10 protein-coding genes are annotated in these 12,541 nt (G+C 69.9%); 7 read left to right on the forward strand and 3 right to left on the reverse strand.

Translation table 11 applies throughout. From position 1 onward, the window contains the following. Nucleotides 1–223 precede the first annotated feature (223 nt). From glmM to G6O54_RS31890, 3 genes are all read left to right on the forward strand, one after another. The gene (glmM, locus tag G6O54_RS31880) at nucleotides 224–1,600 is read left to right on the forward strand and encodes a phosphoglucosamine mutase (protein ID WP_165233147.1); all 1,377 of its coding nucleotides are present in this window, start codon (nucleotides 224–226) and stop codon (nucleotides 1,598–1,600) included. Continuing rightward, a complete protein-coding gene (locus G6O54_RS31885) occupies nucleotides 1,597–2,334 on the forward strand; it encodes an HAD family hydrolase (RefSeq protein WP_165233150.1) in 738 nt (245 codons plus the stop codon). Before glmM ends, G6O54_RS31885 begins: the two co-directional genes overlap by 4 nt. Before the next feature lie 187 nt (nucleotides 2,335–2,521). Continuing rightward, nucleotides 2,522–3,199, forward strand: coding sequence for an RNA polymerase sigma factor (locus tag G6O54_RS31890; protein ID WP_250847186.1), 678 nt, complete (start codon nucleotides 2,522–2,524; stop codon nucleotides 3,197–3,199). Between the two features lie 49 nt (nucleotides 3,200–3,248). On the opposite strand, the gene bcp is transcribed toward G6O54_RS31890, so the two are convergent. Continuing rightward, the gene (bcp, locus tag G6O54_RS31895) at nucleotides 3,249–3,716 is read right to left on the reverse strand and encodes a thioredoxin-dependent thiol peroxidase (protein WP_165233153.1); all 468 of its coding nucleotides are present in this window, start codon (nucleotides 3,714–3,716) and stop codon (nucleotides 3,249–3,251) included. A gap of 29 nt (nucleotides 3,717–3,745) precedes the next feature. Here bcp and G6O54_RS31900 point away from each other — a divergent pair, with 29 nt between their 5' ends. Continuing rightward, nucleotides 3,746–4,168, forward strand: a complete 423-nt coding sequence (locus G6O54_RS31900; protein ID WP_165233219.1) for an archease — start codon at nucleotides 3,746–3,748, stop codon at nucleotides 4,166–4,168. Between the two features lie 17 nt (nucleotides 4,169–4,185). Here the strand turns inward: G6O54_RS31900 and G6O54_RS31905 are convergent, their stop codons facing one another. Both G6O54_RS31905 and G6O54_RS31910 read right to left on the reverse strand, forming a co-directional pair. Next, entirely contained in the window at nucleotides 4,186–5,178 is a 993-nt protein-coding gene (locus G6O54_RS31905; RefSeq protein WP_165233156.1) for a carbohydrate kinase family protein, read from the reverse strand. A 278-nt stretch (nucleotides 5,179–5,456) separates the two neighbouring features. Beyond that, nucleotides 5,457–6,482, reverse strand: a complete 1,026-nt coding sequence (locus G6O54_RS31910) for a glycosyltransferase (protein WP_165233159.1) — start codon at nucleotides 6,480–6,482, stop codon at nucleotides 5,457–5,459. Nucleotides 6,483–7,087: 605 nt separating this feature from the next. On the opposite strand from G6O54_RS31910, the gene G6O54_RS31915 reads away from it, so the two are divergent. The 3 genes from G6O54_RS31915 to G6O54_RS31925 are packed head-to-tail and all read left to right on the forward strand — an operon-like array spanning nucleotide 7,088 to nucleotide 12,309. Next, complete coding sequence (locus G6O54_RS31915; protein WP_165233162.1) at nucleotides 7,088–8,392, forward strand: RidA family protein; 1,305 nt, start codon at nucleotides 7,088–7,090, stop codon at nucleotides 8,390–8,392. Continuing rightward, nucleotides 8,389–10,947, forward strand: a complete 2,559-nt coding sequence (locus G6O54_RS31920; RefSeq protein WP_165233171.1) for a DUF1549 and DUF1553 domain-containing protein — start codon at nucleotides 8,389–8,391, stop codon at nucleotides 10,945–10,947. Before G6O54_RS31915 ends, G6O54_RS31920 begins: the two co-directional genes overlap by 4 nt. A 30-nt stretch (nucleotides 10,948–10,977) precedes the next feature. Then, complete coding sequence (locus G6O54_RS31925; protein WP_165233174.1) at nucleotides 10,978–12,309, forward strand: DUF1501 domain-containing protein; 1,332 nt, start codon at nucleotides 10,978–10,980, stop codon at nucleotides 12,307–12,309. Nucleotides 12,310–12,541 lie beyond the last annotated feature (232 nt).

The raw sequence follows: 12,541 nt of genomic DNA on the forward strand, positions 1-12,541 counted from the left end.
GCGAAGCCGATTGAAAACCGCGTCCGACACCTTGTCACATAAGGTTTTACGGCGAGCCATTCGAAGCAGCCCCCGCGACGAGCGAAGCCAAGCCGCGACCCGGTTGGCAAGCCCCGCTTGCTCCGGCGCGGGGGAGACATCAAACTGAGGGGCGTACCCCGGTTCCACGTTCCGGGACGATTCGGGCCGGAGATGGTCCTGCGGCAGTTTCACGGAGGACGCGATGAGCGGGACGCGCATCGCCAGCATATCGGGGCTTCGCGGGGTCGTCGGCGACGGGATCGATCCCGTGGTCGCGGCGGAGTTCGCCGCGGCCTATGCGAGCGGCTGCGAGCCGGGGCCGATCGTCGTCAGCCATGACGCCAGGGTCTCGGCGCCGGTCTTCACGCCGGCCGTGATCGCCGGGATCGCCGGGACCGGGCACGACGTCCTGGTCGCCGGCGCCACGGCCACGCCCACGGTCGGGATCCTGGTCCGGGAGCTCCACGCCGTCGGGGGGGTCCAGATCTCGGCGTCGCACAACCCGCCGCAGTACAACGGGATCAAGTTCTTCCAGCCGCGGGGCATGGTCCTCAGCCCGGGCCAGGGCCGCGACGTCCTCGACCGCTGGACGCGGAAGGACTTCGCCTGGGCCGCGTGGAACGCGCTGGGCTCGGTCCGGACGATCGAAGGACCCGACGAGATCCACCTGCGGCGGGTGCTCGAGATCGTGGACGTGGACGCGATCCGGTCCAGGGGGTTCACGGTCGCGCTGGATGCCTGCCACGGGGCGGGGGGACGGCTCGGCGGCCGGCTCCTCCGCGAGCTCGGCTGCACGTCGATCGTGCTGGGCGGGCAGGCGGACGGGCTGTATGAGCATCCCCCGGAGCCGACGGAGGCGAACCTGCGGACGTTCTCCTCGGTCGTCGCGAGCGTCGGCGCCGCCGTCGGATTCGCGCAGGATCCGGACGCGGATCGGCTGGCGGTCGTGGACGAGTCCGGCCGCTACATCGGCGAGGAGCTGACCCTGGCCCTGGCGGCCGTCCGTCGGCTCCGGCAGTCGAAGGGGCCGATCGTGCTGAACCTGTCGACGTCGATGGTTACCGAGGAGCTGGCGCGGCGGGCGGGCTGCCGGGTCATCCGGACGCCCGTGGGCGAGATCAACGTCGTCGAGGCGATGCTCGCCGAGGAGGCCCTGCTCGGCGGCGAGGGGAACGGCGGCGTCATCGACCCACGGGTCGGCTTCGTCCGCGACAGCATGGCCGGCATGGCGCTGATCCTGGACCTGCTGGCCACCTCGGACCGCCCACTCTCCGGATGGGTCGATTCACTCCCCCGGTTCGCCATGGTGAAGGACTCGTATCCGCTCGCCGCCGACGCGGGGGCGACCGGCGCGATCGACGCCCTCTGGGATCGAATCGCGACGAGGTTCCCAGACGCCAGGTCGGATCGTCGGGACGGCCTCCGGCTGGAGTGGGCCGATCGCTGGGTCCACGTCCGGGCCAGCAACACCGAGCCCATCGTCCGGGTCATCGCCGAGGGGCCGGACGAGGCCGCCTCGCGGGGCCTGGCCGACGAGGTGGGCCGGCTCGTCACGGGCCGACGGGATACTCCGCGATGAGCAAGTCCGCGTGGCCCACCTTCGACCCCGCGCCTTCGGCGGCCTTCATCGACGTGGACGGGACGCTGCTCGCGGAGACGACCACGTTCCTCTTCGCGCGGATCCTCTATCGCCGCGGCCTGATCCGCCGTTCGTTCTTGCTGAGGGCCCTCTACCACGGGCTCCAGCACCGCCTCGGGCGGCTCGACTATGGCCGTCTCATCGCCTACGGGCTCCAGAACATCGCGAGGATCCCGGTCGTCGACCTGGAACGGATCGCCTACGAGAACTTCGCGGAGCACGTGAAGCCGCGCCTCTATCAGGGAGTGGTGGATCACTTCAACGGCCTCCGGAAGCTCGGGACGCCCCTCTTGCTGGTCTCCTCTTCCCCGGGGCTGGTGATCGAGCCCCTGAGCGTCTACCTCGGCTGCACGGCGACCCTGACCACGCCGGTGATCATCGAGCGCAATCGGTTGGTGGGGATCGGCAGCGGCCCCCCCTGCTACGGCGAAGGGAAACTCTACTGGGCGCAGCGATGGGCCGACGAGCACGGGATCTCGATGGAGACCGCGGTCGCCTACGCGGACAACTGGAGCGACCGGGCGCTCCTGGAGCGAGTGGGCCGCGCCGTGGTCGTGCGGCCCAAGGGCCGGCTCCTGCGGCTGGCCCGGGAGAGAGGCTGGGATGTCGTCCGGCCCGCCTCCGCCGAAGGATCGCGCCCTGCCCGGCGCGGCCGCCCGAAGCCCGACCATTGACTCAAACTCCAATCGGCCTAACACTTGCGTCAAAAACTTGCGTCTCCTCTTCAACTCCGATTGATTTTCGGCCATCATGAACCGGACAATACCACGTTGGTCGAACGACGGAACACCAGGAGTCGCGAGCACGAAGCCCGAGATGGTCCCAGCCATGAAGGATCCCGAGAAGACGGAAATGGACCGGATGGCCGCTCCCACGAAGCCGGAGGAGACCGCGGCCCGCGAGTCGTCGCCGGCCGTCTCTTCGATGCTGGCCCGCACCCGACGGGCCGGGCCGGCCGCCATGGCCCTGGTGGTCGGGCTCGCCGCCTTGACGGCGCAGGCGTCGGAGACGGAGCTCGTCCGAGACATCCAGCGCTATTGCACGGTCTGCTGGCGGAATGCCCGCCTCGACCCCACGCTCTGGGACGACTGCACCCAGGAAGTCTGCTGCCGCCTGCTGACCAAGGCCCGGGCCGGGGAGCTCGAGTTGGCCCTGGTCCTCTCCGATGACACGCCCGAGCGCCGAGAGCTCGTCCGTGCCATCGACATGGTCCGCAAGCGGGTCCAGCGGGCGAAACGTCATGCCCCGATCGACCTGCTCGATGTCGGCGGGCCCGACCAGGATCAAAGTCATCGAGAGCGGCTGGAACTTGGCGAGATCCTCGAGGCCGCGCGCCGGGCCGTGCTCTCCCCCCGCCAGGACCGGATCGTCGAGCTCTGGATGCGTGGCTGGTCCGTCCCCGAGATCGGCACCGAGCTCGCCATGCCGGTCAACCGCGTCAGCGACGAGAAATACAAGGCCCTCCGCAAGCTGGAGCAACACCTCCGCGGTCGCGGCGAGGAGCTCGGGCTTGATGCGCCCGGGCCCGCGAACGTGTAGTCGCGCGGGCCACGGCTCATCCGCTCGCCAGGCGGAGCGGAGGCGGCTCCTAGAGCGTGGCGGCCCTCACGGCCTCGAGGACGGCGTCGGCGTGGCCGTCCACCTTGACCTTCGGGAAGATCTTCCGGACGATCCCCCTGGCGTCGATGACGAACGTGGTTCGCTCGACGCCCATGTACTTGCGCCCATACATGCTCTTCTCCTTCCAGACGCCGTAGGCCTCGCAGGCGGCCTTCTCGGTGTCGGCCAGGAGGGGGAACGGGAGCTCGTACTTCTTGATGAACTTGACGTGGGACGCGACGGGATCCGGGCTGATGCCGATCACCTTCGCGCCGGCCTTCTTGTATTCGCCGATGGCATCGCGGAAGGCACACGCCTCCTTGGTGCATCCGGACGTGTCATCCTTGGGGTAGAAATAGAGGACCACCGGGCTGCCCTTGAGGCCGGCCAGGGTCACGGTCTTGCCCTGCGGATCGAGCAGGCTGAACTCCGGTGCGGGCTTGCCGACTTCCACCATCCGAGGCTCTCCAGGACTGGGGCGTGAAAATGGGCCAGGCGGAGACGTTCGATCATACGGCCGACCTGGGACTGCGGCTCCGAGCGACGGACCTCGCGGACCTGTTCCAGACCGCGGCGGAGGCCCTCTTCGACGTCATGATCGCCAATCGCGAGGACGTGCGACAGGTCGAGTCCGAGCGTGTCTCGCTGGCCTCGGACACGCCCGAGTCCTTGCTGATCGACTGGCTCAACGAGCTGATCTACCTGGTCGAGGCGGAGCACCGCATCTTCGGCGGGTTCGAGGTCCGCGTGGCCGAGGACGGCCGGAGCCTGGAAGCCACGATCCGGGGCGAGCCCCTCGACTCGTCGCGCCACGTCCTCGACCACGAAGTGAAGGCGGCCACCTACCACGGCGCCCGGCTCGACCGCGTCGGCCCGGGATACCTCGCGGAGCTGATCCTCGATATCTGACCGGGCCGCGACTCGCATCAGGAGAGGCTCTCGATCGGGAGCCTGTGCTTCGCCATGAAGGCATCGGCCTCGGCGCGGGTGAAGACCCCGGCCGTGGTGCCGACGGCCCGGACGCAGCTCGCCCCGGCGGCGCTCCCGAGGCGGAGGCAGTCCGGCTCGCTCAGGTCGTCGAGGAGGCCGGCGATGTAGCCGGCATTGAAGGCGTCGCCGCCGCCGGATCCGTCCACGAACTCGGTCGGGTAGACGCCCACCCGCAGGCGGTTCTCCGCGGAGACGGAGACGGAGCCGTGCTCGCCGCAGGTGACGAGCACCCGCCGGGCCCCCATCTCGTGGAAGGCGACGGCCTGCCGGACGGGGTCGGTCTCGCCGAGGATCAGGGCGGCCTCGTCGGTGTTGGGGACGAAAACGTCGGTGTACGGCAGGACGGCCTTCACCGTCTCCAGATACTCGCCCGGCCCCGGCGTGGCCACGTCCAGGAACGTGATCGTCCCGGCCTGACGCGCCCGGGCGAACCGCGCCGCCAGCCCCTGGGGGTCGAGACGCGGCATCAGGAGCAGGTAGCCGATGTAGAGGACGCCCGGGGCACGGTCGATCAGCGGGTCCAGGTCGGCCGGCGTGAAGTCGCGATTGGCCCCCAGCGAGTGGATAAATCGGCGATCCTCCCCCTTCACGTTGACGATCAGGGTCTGGCTCGTCTCGTGCTTCGGGTCGATCATCAGGTCCCGGACGTCCACGCCGTGGGCGGCGAGCGTCTGGGCCGCGAACTGGCCGAAGGCATCCTCCCCCACCCGGGCGCAGATCGAGGTCGGCACCCCGAGCCTGGCGAGGTCCACGCCCGTGTTCGCGGCCCCGCCGCCGATGTTCAGGACCAGGCCGTCCACCGCGATCAATTCGCCGGAGCGCGGCATCCTCGGGAGGGGCGGCGTGACGTGATCGACGACGACCATCCCCGCGCAGGCGACGCGCGGGGCTCGGCCGGATGGGGCCGGATGGAGGGAGGATTCGGGCATCGGCGTCAGCTCCTGGCGGACAGCGGGAAAGGTCGCCGGCACGGCGAGGCTCGGGGTGGGTGGGAGAGCCGGGCCGGTCGGGTGGCAACCCTCACAGTCTAACGCACAGTTGTCGAGCATGAACCATCCCGCGGGGAATATTGAGGGGCAGCTCGCCCCCCGCCGTCGCACGGCGGGCGGAACCGAGGCATCCTGCCCTGCCGCGGCGGATCGCGAGGCCTCCGCGAAATCTCGGCCGTCCCGGGGGGCCGATCGTTCCTCCTTGCGGGAGTGCCCCGTCATCCGGCATCCGACTCGCCCCGGGTGCTGGATAGCCAGAACCGCTTCTGCGTCTCGTGGGCCCGATGGATCGTCGGAAAGCTCCAGAGCCTGGAGGCCAGGCCGGGGCCTTCTCGCCACCGCAGGAAGGCCCTGCGGGCCGGCCCCTCAAGGAAGCGAATCCATCGTTCCGCGATGGCTCGTTCCGAGAACTCGGGAGATCGCCGGCTGCCGGCCTCCAGCAGGTCGCCCCGCAACTCCGCGGAGGACTTGAGCCGCCTGATCGCGGCGATCACCTCGTCCCCGGTATCGACTTCGAGGTAGTCGCGCCCCGGGGTCCCGACCTGTTGATACGCCGACTCGACGCCCATGAGGGGGATCACGCCGGCCCTCCAGCAGTTGATGAGCTTGCTGGGGGGCTTGATCGTCAGGTCGAACGGCGTGGCCCGGCGCACCGCCAGGATCCCGTCCAGATCCTCGTAGCTCGTCCAGTCCTCCGGGGCCGTCCGGAGAGAGATGCGGACGCCCAGGTCCGCCAGCCTGCGGAAGAACTCCGGGGTGCACAGGCGCCTGTCCAGGTTGCGTTCGAGGCCGAGATACGCGAGATGCTCGAAGCGGAGGCCCCGCGACGAGTCGCGAGGACGGAGGCCCGGCTGCGGCCAGTGGGGGATCCAGAAATCCGCGTGGGGGTCCTTGACGCAGAGCTGATTCTGGACCACGCGCAGGTTGCAGAGCTCCGGCCGCCCCCGGTCGGCCTGCACCGCCACCAGGAAGTGCAACGGCGGCATCCGCTTCCAGTTGAGGTCGTCGTAGTAAAGGACGTTGATACAACCGCGACGCGGTTCCCGTTCGAGCTCCACCGGCATGCCGAGGCGCCTCAGGTGGATCCAGGTCTGGAGGATCCAGCAGTCCGCGCCGCCCTCGGCGGGAAAACGCGGCTGCATGTCGCAGGGGAATGGAGGGGACGGTTCGGCCGACATCCGACGGAAGAGATCCCTGCGACGGTAGACGAACCGGACCGGGACCATCTTGTGTGCTTCGAGCACGAGACATCTCTCCTCTTCAGGCCGGGATGAGCCCGTCGCCTTGAAGGCGGCCGGCCGACGCGGATGCGGCGTTGCATGTCTTGTGAGAGGCAATCATGTCAGATTACCAGGGATCAGACCGGCCGTGCACCGGGGATCGCGGGCCGTCGGCACGGACCATCCGGCGGACGGCCTCGCCGTCGCGCGACGCGGGAACGCGGAGGAGAATCCCGATCGGTGGGGTTGACAGCGGACAAGCTGGCCTGGTAGAGAAGGTTATGAACCCGGCGCCGGTCTTGCCGGGCCGATCGCAGGCTTCGATGGCCAACCAAGCCTGCCGACGCCATCCCTCCTGCCTCGACATCCTGCCCGAACACAACCCGAGCCCCGGCCCGCCTCGACGACAGCGGGCCGGCCCCGGGTCGGCCCGAACGTCTCCCACCGAAACGTCCCAAGAAGCGACCCCACCCCCGACCGGCGGCCTTGCAGGCCGTCCCGCGTTGCCCCGCCCCCCGCCCCCCCGATACGCGCCAGAACATCAAAGCAAAAGATCGCCAGCAGAATTCCTCGCCTTTCATGTTGTTTCTTGTGGTTGTTTTCAAAAGTCACGCACCGGAGGAAGCACGATGCTACTGGATCAGCGACGCACCGGCCTGGCCGGGCTCTTCCGATCGCTGCGCCGAGGACCCATGGACGGGCCCCATCCCGAGGGCTCGCCGCCCGCCGGTCCCGCCTCCCGCGTGGCCCACCACGCGGGGATCCGGCATGTCTTCGCTACGGCGTCGTCCCGGCCCGGCGAGTCCGTCCGTCAGGGCGCGGTGGACGCACTCCGGGCCATCGAGACCTCGTTCGGGCGTGCGGGGCTGGACTCGGAGATGATCCGGATCGCGGCCTTCGTGGCGGCGGCCGATGACGTCGCGGCCTGTCGCGAGGCCGTCCGGGCCTGCTACGGCGGCTCGCCCCCGGTGATCGACGTCGTCCGGCAGCCCCCCGCGGACGGCGCGGCGGTCGCCCTCGAGGCCTGGGCCGTCGCCCCGGACCGGATCCGGCCCGAGATCGCGCGGTTCGACGGCGGCACGCTCGCCGTCCGCGGCGGCGACCTGACCGCCGTCCATTGCAGCCGCGTGGCCCGCGGCGGCGCCGAGGTCCGGGCCTTCGACCAGGGGATCGAGGGCTTCGAGGCCCTCCGGGCGAAGCTCGAGGGCGCCGGGACGGACTTCGCGCACGTGGTCCGGACCTGGCTCTACCTGGGCGCCATCACGGGGCCGGATGGCGAGACCCAGCGTTACAAGGAGCTGAACCGGGCGCGATCCGAGTTCTTCCGGACCTGCACCTTGCGCCCCTTGCCGTCCCCCCGGACGGCCGCGGGGGAGTCTCCCGGCCCGGCCTATCCCGCGAGCACGGGCATCGGGGCCGAGGGGGACGACCTGGTCCTGAGCGCCCTCGCGTTGACGTCGCGGGCCGGCGACCTGCGGGTCGTGCCGCTGGAGAACCCGCGCCAGACGCCGGCCTTCGACTACGCGGCCTGCTACAGCCCGCAGAGCCCCAAGTTCAGCCGCGCCATGGCCGTGGAGCACCGGGGCGATGCGATGATCCTCGTCTCCGGGACGGCCAGCATCACCCGGTCGGAGACGCGACACCTCGACGATGCGGCCGAGCAGACGAGGGAGACGCTGGACAACATCGAGGCCCTCGTCGCCGGGGCCAACCTGGCGCGCCACGGGCTGCCCGGGCTGGGGGCGACGCTCGAGGACCTGGCCGTGGCCCGGGTCTACATCAAGCGGCCCGCTGACTGCGAGGCCGTCCGCGCCGCGTGCGGCGACCGGCTGGGGCTGACGCCCGTCACCTACACGATCGCGGACGTCTGCCGCCCCGACCTCCTGGTGGAGATCGAGGGGATCGTCTTCTCCCGGGAAGGACGTGATCGATGAGGACCATTCGCGCGACATCGGGGGCCAGGCTCCTCCGATCGCAGATCGCGGCACTGGCGGCCTGCCTGGCCGCGATCCCCGGCGTCCGGTCCGCGGCCGGCGCCGAGGCTCCCCCACCCGGCGTGCCGGCCGACGCCGCGGCCCGCGAGCTCGCGGAGCCGGGCGGCTTCGAGGTCGCGCCCTCGTCGATCGTGCTCCAGGGCAAGTGGGCCGAGCAGCGGCTGCTCGTCACCCGCCGGGGCCTCGACGGCTCCGCCTCGGACTGGACCGGCCAGGTCGCCTTCCAGTCGGCCAACCCGGCCGTCGCCACGGTGGACGCGGCGGGCGCCGTCCGGCCCGCGGGCGACGGCGAGACGGCGATCGCCGTGCAGGCCATCCGGGGCGCCAATCGTTACCTCAAGCTGGTCCCGGTGGTCGTGAAGGGGGCCCAGGCGGCCCACGTCGAGTTCAACGCCGATGTCGTGCCGATCCTCGCCCGGGCGGGATGCAACGCGGCGGCCTGCCACGGGGCCGCGGCCGGCCAGGGCGAGCTGAAGCTCTCGCTGTTCGCGGGGGATCCCGACGCCGACTTCGCCGCCCTGACCGGCGCCAAGGGGAAGTTCGTCAACAAGGCCGACCCCGACCACGCGCTGCTGGTGGCCAAGCTCACGGCGACGACGCCTCACAAGGGGGGCAAGAAGCTCGAACCCGGCTCGCGCGAGGCGACGATCATCCGGGCCTGGATCGGCGAGGGCTCCCCCCGCGGCGGCGGCCCGCCCGGCCAGGTCGCGAGCCTCGCCGTCGAACCGGATCGGAGGACGCTCGCCCGCGGCCAGTCGCAGCGATTCGTCGTCACCGCGACCTTCGCCGACGGCAGCCGCCGGGACGTGACCGCGCTGGCCACGTTCCGCTCGAGCGACCCGAAGGTCATCACGATCGATGGATCGGGCCAGGCGAAGGTCGCCGGGGTGGGAGCGTCCGCCGTCGTCGCCGAATATCAGCGCCATCCGGCGGTCGCGCGGCTGATCGTCCCGTCCGACCTCCCCTTCGCCTTCCCCGACGTCCCCGTCAACAACCGCGTCGATGAGCTGGTCCTCGCCAACCTCAAGGCGCTCCGGATCCCGCCCTCGGAGCTGGCGAGCGAGGAGGTCTTCCTCCGCCGCGTCTACCTGGACGTGATCGGCACGCTCCCCACGCCCGACGAGGTCCGCTCGTTCCTGGCGGATAAGGCCCCGACGAAGCGGGCGGCCCTGATTGACGGGCTCTTGCGGCGGCCCGAGTTCGCCCAGTACTGGGCGGTCAAGTGGGGCGACCTGCTCCGGATCAAGAGCGAGTATCCGGTGAACGTCTGGCCGAAGGCGGTCCACGTCTACGATCGCTGGCTCCGCGACCGGCTGGCGCGCGACGTGCCCTACGACCGGCTCGTCCGCGAGCTGCTCACGGCCGGCGGCAGCAACTTCCGCAGCCCGGCGGCCAACTACTACCGGGCCATGCCGGGCCGCGACCCGCAGTCGTTCGCCGAGGCCACGGCGCTCGTCTTCATGGGGACGCGGATCAACTGCGCCCACTGCCACGGGCACCCGACCGAGCCCTGGACCGAGGACGACAACCTCGGCCTCTCCGCCTTCTTCGCCAAGGTCGGCTTCAAGCCGACCCAGGAGTGGAAGGAGGAGATCGTCTTCTTCAACGCCGACGGCGGCATCGCCAACCCGAGGACGAAGGCCGGGGTCAGGCCGAAGCTGCCGGGGGCGCCGCCCCTGGACCTGCCGCCGGACGCCGACCCCCGGGTCAAGTTCGCCGAGTGGCTGACCAGCAAGGACAACCCGTACTTCGCCACCAACATCGTCAACCGCATCTGGGCCTGGCTGATGGGCCGCGGACTGGTCGAGCCGGCCGACGACATCCGGCCGTCCAACCCGGCCGAGAACCCGGAGCTGCTCGCCTACCTCCGCGACGAGCTCGTCAATCACGGCTTCGACCTGAAGCACGTCTACCGGCTGATCCTGAATTCGAGGACCTACCAGCTCTCGTCGGAGCCGACCCCGCTCAACGAGCCGGATCGGGCCCATTTCTCGCATCGGAGCATGCGGCGGCTGTCCGCGGAGCAGTACCTGGACGCGATCTGCCAGGTCCTGGACAGCCACGAGGTCTTCTCGAGCTGGATCCCGGTGCCGCCCCTCTACATGCCCCGGAGCCGGCGGGCCGTGCAGCTCCCCGACAGCGACATCGACTCCGCGTTCCTGGAGCTCTTCGGCCGCCCCTCGCGCGACACCTCGTACGAGGGGGACCGGAACAACGAGGCCCAGCCGCGGCAGTCGCTCTACCTCGTCAGCTCCGACGAGCTCGAGTGGCGAATCAACGACGGCAAGCGCGTGAAGGCCTTGATGGAGTCGAAGCTCAAGGACCCGGAGGTCGTGGACGAGGTGTACCTCTCCGCGTTCTCACGCCCCCCCCGCGACGACGAGAAGGCCCGCGCCGTGGCCCACCTGGCAAAGAACCCGGCCGCCCGCTGGCAGGCCACGCAGGACCTGCTCTGGGCCGTCTTCACGTCCAAGGAATTCCTGGTGAATCACTGATCGGATCGAGATCGAAGAGGAGTCGAGACGATGACCGAGAACCGAGGAGGTCTGCCGCGGCGGGGCTTTTTCCAGGTGACCGGCACCGGCCTGCTGTCGCTCGGATTCGTGGACTGGCGGGCCCTGGGCGCGGACGGGCCCGCGAAGACGGCGAAGGCCCGGACGATCATCCAGCTCTGGATGGGGGGCGGCCCGTCCCACCTGGACACCTTCGACCCCAAGCCCGAGGCGGGCCAGGAATACTGCGGGCCCCTCAAGAACCCGATCGCGACCAAGGTGCCGGGGATCCGGATCTCGGAATCCCTCCCCACCCTGGCGAAGCAGGCGGACAAGTTCACGATCATCCGCGGCTTCACCCACCCCGACCCGGGGCACGAGACGGCCACCTACACCGTCACCACCGGCACCGTCCCGTCGCCGGCCCTGGTCTACCCGTCGATGGGCTCCGTCGTCTCCTACAAGAGGGGCTATGACGCCGGCTACAAGGGGACGATCCCGCCGTATGTCACGCTCAACTGGCCGCTCGGCCGGTTCTCCGACTCGGGCTTCCTGGGCAACAAGTACAAGACGTACGCGACCTACAGCGACCCCAACTCGAAGGACTTCCACGTCCAGGGGACGACGCCGCCGGGCGGCATGCCGGACGACCGCGTCAAGGGGCGGCGCGACCTCCAGAAATCGCTCGACAGCATGGTCCGCCGCGCGGCGAAGGACGACCTGCTGCACAACCTGGACGTGAACGAGGAGCGGGCCTACGACGTGATCCTGGGCGACGCCCGCAAGGCCTTCGACCTGTCGACGGAGAAGGAAGAGCTCCGCCAGAAATACGGCCGCAACACCTTCGGCCAGAGCTGCCTGCTGGCCCGCCGGCTGGCCGAGCGGGGGGTGCCGTTCATCACCGTGAACATGCCCGGCTGGGACACCCACACGGACAACTTCAAGGAGATGAAGACCCTGCTGCCGACCCTCGACCAGGGCTTCGGCACGCTCCTGGAGGACCTCGCCCAGCGCGGGCTGCTCGAGACGACGCTCATCGTCTGGTACGGCGAGTTCGGCCGGACGCCGAAGATCGAGTGGCAGGCCCCCTGGTTCGGCGGCCGTCATCACCATCCGTTCGCCTCGTGCGCGGTGGTGGCCGGCGGCGGCTTCCGCGGCGGCGCGGTGGTCGGCCAGAGCGACCCCAAGGGAGAACAGATCAAGGATCGCCCGGTCTACCCGTGGGACCTCGCCGCGTCCGTCTACAAGCTGATCGGCATCGAGCCCACCGAGCGGCTGCCGCATCCCCAGGGCTGCGTGGCGTATGTCACCCCGCTGGGGGCGGGGAACGTCAAGAGCGGCGGCCTGCTCAAGGAAATCATGTAAGTGTCCGTCCCATGCCCCCCCCGGTAAGGCTCATCCTTACCCACGAGTGAGGAGGCCAGTTCCGGTCCCCTCCCCCCTGGCGGGGGAGGGCATCAGAGGGCTCGCTCTGCTCGACACGCGACCTTGCTCAATCTCGGATTTCTTCCACTCGTCGGTAAAACAAAGCTGACCAAGGAGAATCTGGATTGGACAGCTAACTTATTTACACTTGTTTATTATTCGGACTCGACGC

Origin of the sequence: Aquisphaera insulae, from assembly GCF_011064615.1 — a bacterium.
GTDB lineage: Bacteria > Planctomycetota > Planctomycetia > Isosphaerales > Isosphaeraceae > Aquisphaera > Aquisphaera insulae.

Excerpts from the sequence above, each read along its gene's own strand:
- glmM (WP_165233147.1), top strand. The coding sequence starts at position 224 with ATGAGCGGGACGCGCATCGCCAGCATATCGGGGCTTCGCGGGGTCGTC.
- G6O54_RS31885 (WP_165233150.1), top strand. The coding sequence starts at position 1,597 with ATGAGCAAGTCCGCGTGGCCCACCTTCGACCCCGCGCCTTCGGCGGCC.
- G6O54_RS31890 (WP_250847186.1), top strand. The coding sequence starts at position 2,522 with ATGGCCGCTCCCACGAAGCCGGAGGAGACCGCGGCCCGCGAGTCGTCG.
- bcp (WP_165233153.1), bottom strand. The coding sequence starts at position 3,716 with ATGGTGGAAGTCGGCAAGCCCGCACCGGAGTTCAGCCTGCTCGATCCG.
- G6O54_RS31900 (WP_165233219.1), top strand. The coding sequence starts at position 3,746 with ATGGGCCAGGCGGAGACGTTCGATCATACGGCCGACCTGGGACTGCGG.
- G6O54_RS31905 (WP_165233156.1), bottom strand. The coding sequence starts at position 5,178 with ATGCCCGAATCCTCCCTCCATCCGGCCCCATCCGGCCGAGCCCCGCGC.
- G6O54_RS31915 (WP_165233162.1), top strand. The coding sequence starts at position 7,088 with ATGCTACTGGATCAGCGACGCACCGGCCTGGCCGGGCTCTTCCGATCG.
- G6O54_RS31920 (WP_165233171.1), top strand. The coding sequence starts at position 8,389 with ATGAGGACCATTCGCGCGACATCGGGGGCCAGGCTCCTCCGATCGCAG.
- G6O54_RS31925 (WP_165233174.1), top strand. The coding sequence starts at position 10,978 with ATGACCGAGAACCGAGGAGGTCTGCCGCGGCGGGGCTTTTTCCAGGTG.